This is a genomic window from Sinorhizobium sp. BJ1, from assembly GCF_002531555.1.
Taxonomy (GTDB): Bacteria; Pseudomonadota; Alphaproteobacteria; order Rhizobiales; family Rhizobiaceae; genus Sinorhizobium; species Sinorhizobium fredii_B.
The window spans coordinates 172212-187951 of sequence record NZ_NWTH01000004.1 but is presented as its reverse complement, the minus strand read 5'-3'; the positions used below and the strand labels follow the sequence as shown (position 1 = coordinate 187951).

The window sequence follows — 15740 nt, the reverse complement described above, 5'->3', positions numbered from 1 at the left end:
TCCATGGCCTCGATCGGGCAGACAGTCGCGCGTACACCGTCCGGAGAAGTGCTGTCGCGCGCCCAACAGCGCGCGATGCTCGTCCCCGACTGCCTAGTCGAAGCGCGTCGCATCGCCAACACGGTGATTGCCGGCTGGCACGGCCGCCGCAAGCGCGGCATCGGCGAGAATTTCTGGCAATTCCGCCCCTACAGCCAGGGCGAAAGCCTGTCGCGCATCGACTGGCGCCGCTCGGCTCGCGACGATCACACCTATGTTCGCGACCGCGAATGGGAAGCGGCACATACGATCTGGCTCTGGGCGGATCTGTCGCCGTCGATGATGTACAAGTCGACGCTCGGCGCCGTCTCCAAGGAAAGTCGCGCACTGGTGCTGATGCTGGCGCTTGCCGAAATCCTCGCCCGCTCCGGCGAGCGGATCGGCTGCCCCGGGGTGATGGAGCCGGTTTCCGCCCGCAACGCCGCCGAACGCCTGGCGACAGCGATCATGCTGAGCCCGCTCGGCGAAGGCCTGCCCGAGACCGGCATGATCCGCGGCGCCAGCGATCTCGTCCTCATCGGAGACTTTCTTGATCCGGCCGACAAGGTGATGGGGCGGCTCGGCCCGCTCGCCCGTCGGAGCCTGCGCGGGCATGTCGTCGAGATCGCCGACCCTGCCGAAGAGGTCTTCCCCTATGCGGGCCGCACCGAATTCACCGACCCCGAGACCGGCGAGAAACTAACGGCGGGCCGCGCCGAGATCCTGCGCGAGGATTACCAGCGCGCCTACCGCGCCCGCCGCGACAGCCTCGGCGATGGTCTCCGCCATCTCGGCTGGACCTTCATCCCGCACCGGACCGACCGGCCGGCATCGGAGGCCCTCGTCGCCGTGCACATGTATCTTTCCGGAATGCCCACCCGCGCGACACATGGGGGGCAACTATGATCGGCGGCCTCGCTTTCGCCTTTGCCAACCCGGCAATACTGGCAGCACTTGTGGCCCTGCCGGTGATCTGGTGGCTCCTGCGCATGATGCCGCCGAGGCCGGCGGCGGAAGTATTTCCGCCATTGCGCATCCTTGCTTCGGTGATCAAGCGCGAGGAGACGCCGTCGAAAAGCCCCTGGTGGCTGACGCTTCTCAGGATGTTGATGGCCGCCGCAGTTATCTTTGCGATCGCAGACCCGGTCTTCAATCCCCGCAGCAACACCCTCGCCTCCTCCGGTCCGTTGGCGCTCCTGATCGATAACAGCTGGGCGACCGCGCCGGATTGGGAGCGAAGGGTCGAGGCTGCGACGGCGTTGATCGACGATGCCGAGGCGAAGGATCTTGCCATTTCCATTCTTTTCACCGGCGACCGCCAGCACGATGCGACGCCCGCTTCGGCCGCCGCCGCACGCACCCGGCTCGCCGCCGCCGCGCCCGAGCCGCTTCCCGCCGATCGCCAAACGGCGCTTGCGGCGCTGAAAACCGCCTTCGGCGACACGCCGCCCGGGACGATCGCCTACGTCACCGACGGCATCGAATCGGGCGACGGCAAGACCATGGAAGCACTGAACGGGATCGGCGCGGCCGAGATGCGGATAATCGAGGCCGACGGCAGCCAGGCGTTGGCACTGACCAGCACCAGCAATGACTCGAGCGGCATGTCGGTGACGGCAACCCGCCTGAAGACGGATGACCGCCGCTCTCTTTCGATTGTCGCCTACGATACCCGCGGCCGTGCCATCGCCGACGGCGCAATCGATTTCGCCCCTGGTGCAGCTGTCGCCAAGGGAACGATCGAAGCTCCATTCGAACTGCGCAACGATTTCGCCCGCCTCGGCATCGAGGGCGCGGCGAGCGCCGGCGCCACGCATCTCCTGGATGACGGTTTCCGCCGACGCCGGGTCGCTCTTTTGAGCGGCGAGGCGCGCGACCTGTCGCAGCCGCTCTTGTCACCGCTCTACTACATCAATCGCGCGCTCGCGCCCTATGCCGATCTCATCGAACCGCGCGAGACCGATCTCGCCGTGGCCATTCCCGAACTCCTGGAACAGCGCCCCTCCGTCCTGATCATGGCCGACATCGGCCGGTTGCCCGAAGAAACCTATCCGCTGCTGTCGAAGTGGATCGAAAATGGCGGCATGCTGATCCGCTTCGCCGGCCCCAGGCTTGCCGCGGCACCGGCGGACGATCCGCTCGTTCCCGTCACCCTTCGGCAGGGCGAGCGGGCGCTCGGCGGCGCGCTCTCCTGGTCGGAGCCGCAGCCGCTCGCCGACTACCCCTCCAACAGTCCCTTCGCGGGCATGGCGCGGCCGAGCGACATTCTGGTCAAGCGGCAGGTACTGGCCGAGCCAACCGCGGATCTGGTTGAGCGCACCTGGGCAAGCCTTGCCGACGGCACGCCGTTGGTGACGACGGCGGCGCAGGGGACCGGCCGCATCGTCCTCTTCCATGTCAGCGCCGAGGCGACCTGGTCGAACCTGCCGATCTCAGGGCATTTCGTGGAGATGCTTCGCCGCAGCGTCCAGCTTTCGCGCAGCGGCGGCGTCGCCGGTGAGAGCAAGGCGGCGCAGGCGCACACGCTGGCACCCTTCCGGCTCCTCAACGCCGACGGCGTGCTGGTCGCAGAAACCGGCAATGCCCGCCCGCTGGAGGTGCAGCCCGGCAAGACCCCCCTTACCACGCCGGACAACCCGCCCGGTCTCTATGGCTCCGAGGACGGGTTCACGGCCTTGAACCTGTTGCCGCGCGACGCTGAACTCAAGCGGATCGACATGACCGTTGCCGGGCCACATATCGTCGAGCGGCTCGCGCGTGCAGAGAGCTGGTCGCTGAAGCCGGCCTTGCTGACACTCGCCCTGCTTCTGCTGATCGCCGACGCCGTCATCGTGCTCTTCATGGGCGGCGCCTTTTCTCGCCACCGCATGGCACGCACCGCGTCGATACTGATCTTCATGCTTGCCGCGGGCGCCCTCTTCACACCGCCACAGGCCTTCGCAGACGATACCCGTCCGGACGACGAGCGTATTCTCGAACGTCTGGACACGACGCATCTCGCCTATGTCGTCACCGGCGAGGACGAGGTCGACCGGCTTTCGGAGAACGGGCTTCGAGGCCTGACTGATTTCCTGACCTACCGCACCACGCTTGAACCCGGCGCGCCGGTCGGACTCGACATTACCAGGGACGAGCTCAGCCTCTATCCGATCATCTATTGGCCGGTCTCGGCCAGCGCACCCATGCCGAGTCCGCAAGCCGTCAGCCGCATCGATGCCTATATGCGCGCCGGCGGCACGGTCTTGTTCGACACGCGGGACCAGTTCTCCTCGCTCGGCGCATCCTCGACCGGCACGAGCCCGAACACGGAACGGCTGCAGGCCTTGTTGGCCAATCTCGACATACCGCCTCTGGAGCCGGTGCCGGCCGATCACGTCCTGACGAAGGCCTTCTATCTCCTGACGAATTTCCCCGGTCGCTACACCGGGAGCCCGCTCTGGATCGAAGCACAGTTCGAAAATCGCGACGAGCCGAGCAACCGGCCGGCCCGTTCGGGTGACGGCGTGACGCCGATCATGATCACCGGCAACGACTTTGCCGGTGCCTGGGCGGTGGACACCAACGGCGTCGCCCTGCTGCCGACCGTGCCGCCCGACGAGATGCAGCGCGAATATGCCTTCCGCTCCGGCGTCAACATCATGATGTATATGTTGACCGGCAACTACAAAGCCGACCAGGTACACGTCCCAGCCCTGCTCGAGCGGCTCGGACAATGAGGCCGCGATGACGATCGATTTTTCACCGCTCCTTCCCTGGCCCTACCTTGCCGCACTAGCGCTCGTTGCGGTGGCCCTGGCGGCGTTCGGCATCTGGCGCGGCGTGCGCGGCGCCTGGCTGCGGGCCGCGGCGCTCACGGCATTCTGCCTTGCACTCGCCAATCCGGTGCTGTTCCAGGAAGAGCGCGAGCCGCTTTCGACCATCGTCGCCGTCGTCGTCGACCGCAGCCAGAGCCAGGAGAATGACGGCCGGCGCGAACAGACGGACAAGGCACTCGCCGACCTCAACGAGCGGCTCGCCCGCTTTCCCCAGATCGAGACACGCGTCGTCGAGGCCGCGGATGGCGAGGAGACCGAGGCTCCCTCGACCAAGCTCTTCGGCGCGCTGGCGACGGCGCTTGCGGACGTGCCGCCCGCCCGCGTCGGCGGAGCCATCTTCATCACCGACGGTCAGATCCACGACGTGCCGGACGTCAACCAGAAACTCGGTTTCGACGCGCCGATCCACGGTCTCATCACCGGTAAGCCGGACGAATTCGACCGACGCATCGAGATCGTCAACGCACCACGCTTCGGCATTGTCGGCGAGCAGCAGAAACTGACCTTCCGCGTCGTAGACGATGGCGCCGCCCCAGGCGGCAGCGCCGAGGTCACGATCCGCCTCAACGGCAACGAGATCGCCACGGAACATGTGGAACCGGGAACCGATGTCCCGTTCAGCTTCACCGTCCCGCGCGGCGGCAACAACATTCTCGAATTCGCGGTCAACCCGCTCCAGGGAGAAGTGACGGAGGTTAACAATCGCGCCGTTCACGTGCTGGATGGTATTCGCGAGAACCTGCGCGTTCTCCTCGTCTCCGGCGAGCCGCACGCCGGTGAACGGGCCTGGCGCAATCTTCTGAAATCCGATGCCGCCGTCGATCTCGTGCATTTCACCATTCTGCGGCCGCCGGAAAAGCAGGACGGCACGCCGATCAACGAACTCTCGCTCATCGCCTTTCCGACGCGCGAGCTCTTCGTCGATAAGATCAGCGAATTCGACCTGATCATTTTCGACCGCTACCAGCACCGTGGCGTGCTGCCGATTCTCTACTACGACAACATCGCCCAATATGTGCAGAACGGCGGCGCGCTGCTGATTGCGGCAGGCCCGGAACATGCCGGCGACGATTCGATCGCGGCAACGCCGCTTTCGGCAGTCCTGCCCGCAAACCCCACCGGCGTCATGAACGAGAAGGCCTTCTTCCCGCGGCTTTCCGAGGAAGGCCGCAAGCATCCGGTGACCCGCGGCCTCGAAGGCGCCGCGAGCGAGCCGCCAAGCTGGGGACGCTGGTTCCGCACCGTCGATGTCGACCGGCCGCTCGGACAGACCGTCATGGAGGCGGCCGACGGCAAGCCGCTCCTGGTCCTCAACCGCGTCGGCAAGGGCCGCGTCGCCATGCTGCTCTCCGACCAGGGTTGGCTCTGGGCGCGCGGCTTCGAAGGCGGCGGGCCGCATATCTCGCTCTACCGGCGCACCGCCCATTGGCTGATGCAGGAACCGGCGCTCGAGGAAGAAGCGCTGACGGCGCGCGCCCTGGGACGGACGCTGGAAATCACTCGGCAGACGATCGAAGGCGATCCCGGCCAGGCGACGCTCACCTACCCTTCTGGCCGAACGCAGGAGATAGGGCTCACCGAACGCGAACCGGGGCTCTACAAAGCGGAACTGAAGACCGACGAAATCGGTCTCTTCGAGGTCGCTAATGACGAACTGACGACGCTCGTCCATGTCGGCAATGTCGATGCCCCGGAGTTCAAGGCGGCGATCTCGACAGAGGTAAAACTCGAGCCCTGGGCGGAGAAGACCAAAGGCATCGTCCGCCGGCTCGCGGATGCGGATGGCCCGGTCGATCTGCCCTCGATCCTGCCCGTTCGAGGCGCAGTGCGTGTCGCCGACGACCAGCGGCTGTCGCTGCGCATGACCGACGAAACGGTGCTCAAGGGCGTCAATTCGCTGTCGCTGTTCGCCGGCATCTTCGGCCTCGCCGCCCTGCTCTTCCTGATCTCGGCGATGTGGTACCGCGAGGGCCGGTAAATCTGACTTGTTGACCAGGGAATCAGGCGGCGGCGCCTTCGGCTTGTGGCTGTTCGACGATATCAACGGCTGGCACCGCACTGTCGTCCCGCCAGGCGATCACGCCGTCGAGCCGAGCGTGAACATCCGCCGCAAGCGGCACGACGAGCACCCGCGCCGGATCGACCGGACCGGGGAATTCAAGCGCGCCGTACCGGACCTTCTCGAAGCCGAGCGGCTGGTAATAGGGCGGGTCGCCGACCAGGATGACTGCGTCGGAACCTTTCCGCCGCGCGGCCTCGACGGCAATTCGCACCAGTTCCCGGCCGATGCCCTTGTTTTTGTGCGAGGGCCGCACGGCGAGCGGACCGAGCAGGTGCCCTTTGACGGAGCCGGCGATCACCGGAGTCATCCGCACCGATGCGATCGTTTCGCCATCGTCGGTGCAGATGAACGACAGCGACCGATCGTGCGGTCCCTGCTCGCGGATCCGCGCGGCCGCACGGGCAAACCGACCGGGGCCGAAGGCTTCCTCGTTGATGATTTCGACGGCTGCGTCGTGGGAGGCGTCTTCGGTCAGATAGACGAGATCGTGCTTTTTCATGGAGTCGAGAACCGGCAGGCGAACGAACAATAGGGATGGCTCGCCCAGAGGGCGTTTGCAGCATCAGCGTCGTCGCAGGCTTCCCGACAGGATCATTGGTTCGGTCGCTTCCGAAAATGAAAAAACTTCGGATCGCCGATAGCAGAAAATCGTCGCCTGTCAAAGCCTAAAACGCACTGTTCAAAATTTCATACCTATCGGCGAGCCGATCGCGCCCTATCTTCTCGAGCAGAAAAGAGCTGGAAGGAAACGCGCTCATGGGCAGGCTGGTGGAGGGCGTCTGGCAGGACGTCTGGTACGATACCGTCGAAACGAACGGGCATTTCAAACGCAGCGTATCGCAGTTCCGCAACTGGGTGACCGCCGACGGCTCGCCCGGCTCCTCGGGGGAAGGCGACTTCAAGGCCGAGGCGGATCGCTATCATCTCTATGTGTCGCTTGCTTGCCCGTGGGCGCATCGCACGCTGATCTTCCGCAAGCTGAAGAAGCTCGATGAGCTGATCCCGCTTTCCGTCGTCGATCCGCTGATGCTGGAAAACGGCTGGGAATTCAAAGGCGAGAACGGCGGCACGGTCGACCACCTGTTCGGCTCAAAGGCCCTTTGGCAGATCTATGCACGGGCCGATCCCAACTACTCCGGCCGTGTCACCGTACCGGTGCTCTGGGACAAGAAGAAGGACACGATCGTCTCCAACGAGTCCGCCGAAATCATCCGCATGTTCAATTCCGCCTTCAATCACCTGACCGGCTCGACCGCGGACTTCTATCCGGAGGACCTGCGGGAGGAAATCGATGCGCTGAATGCCCGCATCTACGACAAGGTCAACAACGGCGTCTACAAGGCCGGCTTCGCCACGCGTCAGGAGGCCTATGCGGAGAACGTCACGGCGCTTTTTGCCATGCTGGACGAGCTGGAAGGCCGCCTCGCGTCACGACGCTATCTCTTCGGCGACCGCATCACCGAGGCGGACTGGCGCCTGTTCACGACATTGCTGCGCTTCGATCCGGTCTATGTTGGCCACTTCAAATGCAATATCCGCCGCATTGCCGACTATCCGCAGCTGCGCGGCTACCTGCGCGATCTCTGTCAGGTGCCGGGCGTCGCCGAGACCGTCAATATGCGCCACATCAAGGAGCATTATTACCGCAGCCACAGGATGATCAATCCGACCGGTATCGTGCCGGTTGGGCCGGAGCTCGATCTCGAGGCGCCGCACGGGCGCGACGATCTATAGGCTACCAGAGCACATCCGGCTTCATCGTTCCGGCGAGCTCGGCAAGCCGGCGGCGGGTGGCGGGCGTGGTATCCGGCGGAAGATCGTCGAGCGCAAAGAAACCGGCCGCAGCGATTTCCAAATCCGCCACCTTCGGCCGCACCTGGCGGACATCGTCGCAGCGAAAGAAGACGACGTGATCGCGCTTGCTGGTTCCCGGATTGTAAAAGACCTGCACGAGGAGCGGCGGTCCGGTCAGTTCGAGGTTACCCTCCTCCTTGAGTTCGCGGACGAGTCCTTCGAACGCGGTCTCGCGCCGGTCGACACCTCCGCCAGGAAAGTGCCACCCGGGCAGGTATGAATGCCTGACGAGGAACACGCGGCCATCCGGGTCGAAACACGCCGCCCGCACCCCGAGCGTCATGCCACGCGAAACGGCGAAATAAACGTGAGCGAGCCGTGCCAGCGGCCATAGCCAGTTACGCGCCTCCTGTGGGCGATCCTGGTCCATTGGCTTCTCCTTCCCGGCAACGCGACGTGCGACCACGATCTTCTGGGCGGCCGGCGGCACCTGAGCCGCTGCGTCGGGATAACCCATTCAAGTGATTCCCCTGCCGCCGAATATGCGCTAGACCGAGGCGATGTTCAAACTTGCGCATATTTCCGACGTCCATCTCGGCCCTCTGCCCGACCTGTCCTTCCGCGAACTCGCTTCCAAACGCATTACCGGCTTCGTCAATTGGCACAGGAACCGTGCCCGCCATCTGTTTCCTGGCACGCTCGCATGTCTGATGGAAGACATCGAAAAGCGCGATCCGGACCATCTGGCGATCACCGGCGACCTCGTCAACCTAGCCTCTTCTCTGGAGATCGAGGCGGTCACCGAATGGCTCACCGAGGCCGGCGACCCGCAGGACATCTCCGTCGTGCCCGGCAACCACGACGCCTATGTGCCCGGCGCCTACGAGAAGACGGCACGCGCCTGGTATCCTTTCATGCGCGACGATGGCGGCCCCACCGGGTGGATCAAGGATCATCACTGTTTTCCCTATATGCGGGTGCGCGGTTCCGTCGCCCTCATCGGCTGCTCGACGGCGGTCGCCACGCCTCCCTTTGCGGCAAGCGGCTATTTCGGTCCGCGGCAGGCGCGCGCCACGGTCAACCTCTTGCGCGCGGCCGGCGACGCCGGCCTGTTCCGGGTCGTCATGATCCATCACCCGCCGATCCGCGGCGCGACATCCATGCACAAGCGCATGATCGGCATCCGCCGCTTCGCCGCGACCATCTCGTCAGGAGGGGCCGAATTGGTCATCCACGGTCACACCCATCTCAACACGGTCTACTGGCTCAGGGGGCACGCAGCGCCGGTACCGGTCGTCGGGATCGCCTCCGCTTCGCAGGGGCCGGGCGGCAGCAAACCCGTCGCCGCCTACAACCTGTTCTCGATCGGAGGTGAACCGGGAGCCTGGCACCTGACCCGCGAGCGCTTCGCCCTCGGTGCGGACGCGAAGACCGTGTTCCTTGCGGAGACGACCCAGTTCCACGCTGAGGGCGTGCTCAGCGGGTAGGATTTTTTTCGATTTCCGTCGAATAATCCGCAAGGCTTCGGCGTCTATTTCGCGTTAGGGTGTCGAAAGCCGCCGGAGCGACATTTGCGTCGGTCGGTCACCGACCACCGCGATGTTCAAAGGAGATAGGCATGATGAACCGAAAGATCGCTCTCTTCACCGTTGCGGCCTTTGCAGCGTCGATGGCAGGCCAGGCGCTGGCCGTCGGCGACAACAACAACGAGCCCCCCAAGAAGACCAAGACGACTACCCAGTGCAAGGCTGGCAAGGTCTGGGACGCCAAGAGGAACAGTTGCGTCGACGCGAAGCGGAGTGATCTCGGCGACGATATCCTGTTCGACGCGGCACGCGAGCTCGCCTATGCCGGCCAATACGAGAATGCGATCAAGGTTCTCGGCGCCATGAAAGAGCAGCGGAGCGCCCGCGTTCTGAATTACCTCGGCTATGCCAACCGCAAGGCCGGACGCATGGAGCTCGGCATGCAGTATTACAAGCGCGCCATTCAGGCCGACGAGAATTACATTCTCGCACGCTCCTATATGGGCCAAGCCCTGGTCGAACAGGGGCGGGTCGAGGAGGCGAGAGCGCAACTCGTCGAAATCCGCGATCGCGGCGGCGAAGACACCTGGGCATACAGGGCCCTTTTAGAGTTCCTCGGAGGCGTTCGTCACTATTGACGGCGCGCATGATCTTTCTCCCTGCGGCTGGCGGCAGTTTCCCGAGAAGCCGGGACGCAAAAAACTCTTTGCGATCCGGCTCTTCCCTTGCAGACTTCGGATCAAGTTTCATATCATGAGCCGTGCGTTCGCACGGCGAATAGACGGATGATCCGGCACGTCTCACTGGAAGAGAAATGCGCCCAGCGGCAGAGATGAAAGACTTCAGACGGGATTTGGTCAGCCTGCTGCCCAAATTGCGCCGCTTCGCGATGACGCTGACGCGCAATGCCAACGACGCCGACGATCTCGTCCAAGAGGTTTGCGAGCGGGCGATCAGCCGCAGCCAGCTATGGAATGGCGAAGGCCGGCTGGAGAGCTGGATCTATACGATGACCCGCAACCTCTGGGTGGACGAGGTCCGCAAGCGCAAGGTCCGCGGCACCGGCAGCATGGTCGACATGTTTGACCAGACCGAACTGAATGTCGAAGCCGCAGCCGAGAAAGCCGTCTATGCCAATCAGTTGCAGAAGATGATTCTCTCCATGCCGGAGGGACTGGCGAGCGTCTTCCTGCTGGTCAACGTCGAGGGCCACAGCTATCGGGAGACGGCAACGATCCTCGGCATTCCGATCGGCACGGTGATGAGCAGGCTTTCGACGGCGCGCCTGCGGCTTGCAGCCATGTTGTCCGAAGATACAGAAAGGAGGGCCTGACCGTTGCAGCAGACGAAGGGCCTGGCGCTCGCAGTGCGGTTGTCCGCCTATATCGACGGCGAAATCGGCGAGGCGGAAAAGTCCGAGCTCGACGCCCTGCTGGCGCGAGACGACGACGCCAGGGCGCTGCTCGAGAAATTGAAGGCAGGCAGCGCATTCGGCAACAGGGCATTCGAGGATTTCCTTCACGATCCGGTGCCGCTGGCATTGGTGCGGCAGATCAAGCAGGGTCCCGGCATCAGCCCGAAACTGGAGCGGGTGGCGACGTCGAACCTTCCGAAACGAGGCGCCCGCGTCTTGCCACGCCTGGTGGCCGCATCGGTAGGCCTGCTGCTGACCGGAGGCGTCGCGGGGTTCATTCTCGGCAGTACGACCCATCTCGTCGAACCGGCCGGCGAGACCGCCGCAAACCCGTGGATCAACGAGATCGCCGACTATCATCGCGTCTACTCGCGCCAGAAGGCGCATCTCGTCGAGGTGCCGGCCTCGCAAGCGGCCCATATAGAATCCTGGCTGACCTCGAGCGTCGGCGTCCCCTTCAAGGTTCCCGATCTGACGCGCAAGGGTCTCGCCTTCGAAGGCGCCAGGCTGCTGGTCGCAAATGGCAAGCCGGTGGCCCAGCTCGTCTACCGTGACCAAGAGGGCGAGATTTTCGCCATCTGTTTCCTAAGAGGCGGCGATGGGGCTGAGGCGGACGAGTTCGGCGAGACCATCCGCGGCGATCTGGGATTCGTCTCCTGGCAGAAGCAAGGCGCCTCCTACGTCGTCGTCGGTCCGTCGTCGGCTGCCGGGTTGCAGGATCTCGCGCATACGGTGGCGGCGGTCATCTGATCTCGTCGGAAGTCGCGGTTTCGGCCCCTCATCCGGCCTGCCGGCCAGCTTCCCCCGCAAGCGAGGCGAAGGAGACTCGCCTCAAGGCCTAGAGCCTTTCCCCGCCTGCGGGGGAGAGGGCTATTGCATGTCTCCTTAAATCGCAGCCGATTTAAGGACAAAAACATGCAGCAGTTCAAAATGCTACAGTGCCCTTTGTGCGTCTGAAAAAACGCACGGCGCTGTAGGGTGAGGGGCAAATTGCGAGTTCGCACAGCTATTACTCGCCCGCCTGTAAAGTTCGGATTACCGGCCCCTCATCTCCAAAACACGATTGGCGGCCGAGACGATCGCTTCGAGCGAGGCTGCAACGATGTTGGTGTTGATACCGGCGCCGAACAGCGTGCCGCCCGGATGCTCGACCTCCACATATGCGATCGCGGCGGCATTCGAGCCGTGCTGCAGCGAGTGCTCGGAATAGTCCGCGACCGAGAGCTCGACGCCGAGATAGATCGACAGCGCATTGATGAAGCCGTCGATCGGACCGGTGCCCTTGCCTTCGATCCGCTTCGTCTCGCCGCCGTCGGTGATCTCGGCGGCAACGACGCGCAGGCCCTTGTGGTCCCCCACGGGGTAGGTGTGGTGATCGACGAACTTGATGCGTGCGTCGGGCTGCTCGACATAACGCTCGATGAAACGCTGATGAATGCGCTTCGACGGCAATTCCTTGCCTTCCTCGTCGGTGATCCGCTGAATGTCCTCGCGGAACTCGATCTGCAGGTTGCGCGGCAGGTTGATGCCGTAGTCCTCCTGCATGATATAGGCGATGCCGCCCTTGCCCGACTGCGAGTTGATGCGGATGATCGCCTCGTAGCTGCGGCCGACGTCGCGCGGGTCGATCGGCAGATACGGCACTTCCCAGGTGGGCTTATTGGCCTGCTTCAGCGCCTTCATGCCCTTGTTGATGGCGTCCTGGTGCGAGCCGGAGAAGGCGGTATAGACCAGTTCGCCGACATAGGGGTGGCGCTCCGGAATGACCATCTGGTTCGAATACTCGTAGACTTCCTTGATCCGCTCGATGTCCGAGCAATCCAGCTGCGGGTCGACGCCCTGCGTGAACATGTTAAGCGCCAGCGTCACCACGTCGACATTGCCGGTGCGCTCGCCATTGCCGAAGAGCGTGCCCTCGACACGATCGGCGCCGGCCATCAGGCCCAGTTCCGTGGCGGCGATGCCGGTGCCGCGGTCGTTGTGCGGATGCAGCGAGATGATGAGGTTCTCGCGATTGTCGAGGTTGCGGCACATCCACTCGATCTGGTCGGCATAGACGTTCGGCGTCGCCATCTCTACCGTTGACGGCAGGTTGATGATGAGTTTGTTCTCCGGCGTCGGCCTGACGATCTCGGTGACGGCGTTGCAGATTTCCAGCGCCACTTCGAGTTCCGTGCCGGTGAAGCTTTCCGGCGAATATTCGAAGCGGTAGCCGCCGCCGGCCTTCGCCGCCATGTCGGTGATCATCTTGGCGGCGTCGGTGGCGATCTGCTTGATGCCGGCGACGTCCTTGCTGAAGACGACGCGGCGCTGCAACTCGCTGGTCGAGTTGTAAAAGTGGACGATCGGCCTGTGCGCGCCCTGAAGCGCCTCGAAAGTACGGGTGATCAGTTCCGGTCGGCACTGCACCAGCACCTGCAGCGAGACGTCGGCCGGGACATTGGCTTCTTCGACACACCAGCGGGCAAAGTCAAAATCGGTCTGCGACGCGGATGGGAAGCCGATCTCGATCTCCTTGAAGCCCATGTCCACGAGCAGATGGAACATGCGGGCCTTCCGGTCGTGCCCCATCGGATCGACAAGCGCCTGATTGCCGTCTCGCAGGTCCACCGAGCACCAGATCGGCGCCTTGGATATCGTCTTGGAAGGCCAGGTGCGATCCGACAACGCGACCTGCGGATAGGGCTGATATTTCACCGCGGCCTCGGACATGCCGGTCTTGATGGGATGCGATCTCACTATCATGTGCAGCTTCTCTTCGCCAATGGAGCGTAGCTTGCCGGATGCAATAGCCGATCACGGGCGATATTGCGAGGCTGAAGCCGACGCCTTTGTTTCAGTTCTTGGGAGGTTAGAGGAGCAATCTGCCGGCAAGGCTTTTCGGCCGCCGGGCGCTCCTCACCGGACCCGGCAACCGCGAGTAAGGCCGAGAAGAAGAAGCGAGGCAAAGGTGCGCGAAGGGGCACGATCATGATCGTGTCCGGAGAAGATCGCAGCGATCTTGTGCGCATAAGCCTTGGTCATGTCAGTGCCTATACACGCCCGGCCGTGCCGGAGCAAGGGAGGAGAAGCGAGAAATGTCCGAGCCCCCTCCGCCCGCTGATGTGTTTTCAAACGACAAGGGCACCGGCCTCAGGCGGTGCCCTTTGATCGGGTGTCGTCGACAACAAGACCGATCAGATCTCGGCGACGGAGGTGACGATCCGCGAGACAAGCCCGTAGGACTTCGCCTCGTCGGCGCCGAGCCAGTAATCGCGGTCCGTATCCTTTGCGATCTTCTCGACCGGCTGGCCGGTCGCCTCGGCGAAGATTTTGTTCAGCCGCTCGTTCATCTTGATGATTTCACGCGCCTGGATCTCGATATCGGAGGCCATGCCGCGCGTGCCGCCGGACGGTTGGTGCAGCAGGAAGCGGGTATTCGGCAGGCAGATGCGCCGCTCCTTCGGAGGAGCGACGAAGATGAGCGCGCCGGCAGAGGCGACCCAGCCGGTGCCGACCGTCCAGACCTTCGGCTTCACGAACTTGATCATGTCGTGAATGCTGTCACCGGATTCGACGTGTCCGCCCGGCGAGTTGACGAAAAGGCGAATGTCTTCGTCGCTGGCCGAAGCGAGCGCCACAAGTTGCGAGCAGACCTTCTGCGCCAATTCCTGAGTGATCGTCCCGTAGATGAAAATCGAACGCGACTTGAAAAGGTTCGCCTCGGTTTCCTTGCCCAACGGCAGCTCGGTCTTCTTTTCTTCCTGGTCGTCGTCGTTCATCCGCATGCTCCGGACTCCTCATGAAATGTCACAAGGTCAGATAATGCGACTCGATGCCGAAGACAATGCAAACCGAGCTGGAGAAGAACGGTTTGGACCGCCAGCGCTGCCGCGATGGTAAATGGGAGCACAGTCAAATGCCGTATGGACAGCGGGCGAGAGCCCAATAAGATCAGCACGTCATCAGAGCAGACAGGTCGCCTCCCAAGCCTGTCGACAAGTGGGGACCAAAATGAAGACACGCATGCTCATCGCCACCGCGGCACTTGGCGCTTCCACCGCGCCCGCCTTCGCGCATCTCGATCCGGCCGAGCACGGCTCGCTGGCGACAGGCTTCTCCCATCCGTTTTTCGGAGCGGATCATGTTCTTGCGATGGTCGCCGTCGGCCTCTGGGCTGCGCAGATCGGCGGCCGGGCCCTCTGGTCGGTTCCTGCCGCCTTCGTCGCCATGATGGCTGTCGGCTTCGGGCTCGCGCTCGCCGCCGTTCCCCTGCCCTTCGTGGAGCCGGCCATCCTCGCCTCGGTCGTCGCCCTCGGACTGGTCGTCGCAATGGCAGTGCGTCTCGACGCAGCGCCTGCCGCTGCGCTCGTCGGAATCTTCGCGCTCTTTCACGGCCATGCCCACGGGGGCGAATTGGGACAGGCGGGCGCCTGGACCCTCGCTGCCGGTTTCATCATCGCAACCGCCTTGCTGCACACCGCAGGCGTCGGCCTCGGTATCGCGCTCGCGACGCTTTCGAACAATGGCATCCTTGCCCGCATGCTCGGCGGAATCACCGCACTGGCGGGCGCGGTGCTGATCTTCGGCTGAGGAGCACTGCAATAGCGCTGCAAGCGGCGGGCTTCCTGCCGCTTCACCCGCGGCCGCGATAGGTCGGCACGCCCTGATCCGGCAGCCAGACACCCTCCGGCGGATTGCCGGTCTGCCAGAACACGTCGATCGGGATGCCGCCGCGCGGATACCAGTAGGCGCCGATCCTGAGCCACTTCGGGGAGAGCAGCGACACCAGCCGCTTGGCGATATCGATGGTGCAATCCTCGTGGAAAGCGCCGTGGTTGCGGAAGGAATGCAGGAACAGCTTGAGCGACTTCGATTCGACCAGCCAGCCGTTCGGCACGTAGTCGAGGACGATATGGGCGAAGTCCGGCTGACCGGTCATTGGGCAGAGCGAGGTGAATTCCGGCGCGGTGAAGCGGACGACGAAATCCGTACCCTCATGGTTGCTCGGCACCCTTTCCAGAACCGCTTCCTCCGGGCTCTGCGGCTGGTCGACCTTTGTTCCTAATTGCGAAAGTCCTGATACGTCCGTCTTCGTCATTTCCGTGATGCTCCCTGGATCACGATGATTT

General features: G+C 63.7%; 14 protein-coding genes. 9 read left to right on the top strand and 5 right to left on the bottom strand.

Features of this window, described 5'->3' with window-relative positions:
* The first annotated feature begins 3 nt into the window (after positions 1–3).
* From CO676_RS06985 to CO676_RS06975, 3 genes are read left to right on the top strand one after another with little or no spacing between them, the layout of a single operon-like run.
* Positions 4–924, top strand: a complete 921-nt coding sequence (locus CO676_RS06985; RefSeq protein WP_014765359.1) for a DUF58 domain-containing protein — start codon at positions 4–6, stop codon at positions 922–924.
* On the top strand, positions 921–3734 hold the full coding sequence (locus tag CO676_RS06980; RefSeq protein WP_097520067.1) for a DUF4159 domain-containing protein: 2814 nt from the start codon (positions 921–923) through the stop codon (positions 3732–3734). Before CO676_RS06985 ends, CO676_RS06980 begins: the two co-directional genes overlap by 4 nt.
* 7 nt (positions 3735–3741) lie before the next feature.
* Positions 3742–5811: a hypothetical protein gene (locus CO676_RS06975; RefSeq protein WP_097520066.1), complete on the top strand. Its 2070-nt coding sequence runs from the start codon at positions 3742–3744 to the stop codon at positions 5809–5811.
* Positions 5812–5833: 22 nt separating this feature from the next.
* Here CO676_RS06975 and CO676_RS06970 read toward each other — a convergent pair whose 3' ends face one another.
* Positions 5834–6394 carry an N-acetyltransferase gene (locus CO676_RS06970; RefSeq protein ID WP_097520332.1) on the bottom strand — a complete coding sequence of 187 codons (561 nt, stop codon included), beginning with the start codon at positions 6392–6394 and terminating at the stop codon, positions 5834–5836.
* Positions 6395–6651: 257 nt separating this feature from the next.
* On the opposite strand from CO676_RS06970, the gene CO676_RS06965 reads away from it, so the two are divergent.
* Positions 6652–7629 (top strand): glutathione S-transferase family protein, encoded by a 978-nt coding sequence (locus tag CO676_RS06965; RefSeq protein WP_097520065.1) that lies wholly within the window; start codon positions 6652–6654, stop codon positions 7627–7629.
* A 1-nt stretch (position 7630) separates the two neighbouring features.
* Here the strand turns inward: CO676_RS06965 and CO676_RS06960 are convergent, their stop codons facing one another.
* On the bottom strand, positions 7631–8119 hold the full coding sequence (locus CO676_RS06960; protein WP_097520330.1) for an NUDIX domain-containing protein: 489 nt from the start codon (positions 8117–8119) through the stop codon (positions 7631–7633).
* 130 nt (positions 8120–8249) lie between these two features.
* On the opposite strand from CO676_RS06960, the gene CO676_RS06955 reads away from it, so the two are divergent.
* The 4 genes from CO676_RS06955 (at position 8250) to CO676_RS06940 (ending at position 11379) form a co-directional block, all read left to right on the top strand.
* A complete protein-coding gene (locus CO676_RS06955) occupies positions 8250–9176 on the top strand; it encodes a metallophosphoesterase (RefSeq protein ID WP_014765364.1) in 927 nt (308 codons plus the stop codon).
* A gap of 134 nt (positions 9177–9310) precedes the next feature.
* Positions 9311–9853, top strand: coding sequence for a tetratricopeptide repeat protein (locus CO676_RS06950; protein WP_097520328.1), 543 nt, complete (start codon positions 9311–9313; stop codon positions 9851–9853).
* A gap of 176 nt (positions 9854–10029) precedes the next feature.
* A complete protein-coding gene (locus tag CO676_RS06945) occupies positions 10030–10548 on the top strand; it encodes an RNA polymerase sigma factor (RefSeq protein WP_097520064.1) in 519 nt (172 codons plus the stop codon).
* Between the two features lie 3 nt (positions 10549–10551).
* Positions 10552–11379 carry an anti-sigma factor gene (locus CO676_RS06940; protein WP_014765367.1) on the top strand — a complete coding sequence of 276 codons (828 nt, stop codon included), beginning with the start codon at positions 10552–10554 and terminating at the stop codon, positions 11377–11379.
* A gap of 285 nt (positions 11380–11664) precedes the next feature.
* Here CO676_RS06940 and leuA read toward each other — a convergent pair whose 3' ends face one another.
* A complete protein-coding gene (gene leuA, locus CO676_RS06930) occupies positions 11665–13374 on the bottom strand; it encodes a 2-isopropylmalate synthase (RefSeq protein WP_014765368.1) in 1710 nt (569 codons plus the stop codon).
* A gap of 431 nt (positions 13375–13805) precedes the next feature.
* Positions 13806–14390: an ATP-dependent Clp protease proteolytic subunit gene (locus tag CO676_RS06920; RefSeq protein ID WP_014765370.1), complete on the bottom strand. Its 585-nt coding sequence runs from the start codon at positions 14388–14390 to the stop codon at positions 13806–13808.
* A gap of 232 nt (positions 14391–14622) precedes the next feature.
* On the opposite strand from CO676_RS06920, the gene CO676_RS06915 reads away from it, so the two are divergent.
* A complete protein-coding gene (locus tag CO676_RS06915) occupies positions 14623–15201 on the top strand; it encodes a HupE/UreJ family protein (protein ID WP_097520062.1) in 579 nt (192 codons plus the stop codon).
* 43 nt (positions 15202–15244) lie between these two features.
* Here CO676_RS06915 and queF read toward each other — a convergent pair whose 3' ends face one another.
* Positions 15245–15709 carry a preQ(1) synthase gene (gene queF, locus CO676_RS06910; RefSeq protein WP_014765373.1) on the bottom strand — a complete coding sequence of 155 codons (465 nt, stop codon included), beginning with the start codon at positions 15707–15709 and terminating at the stop codon, positions 15245–15247.
* Positions 15710–15740 lie beyond the last annotated feature (31 nt).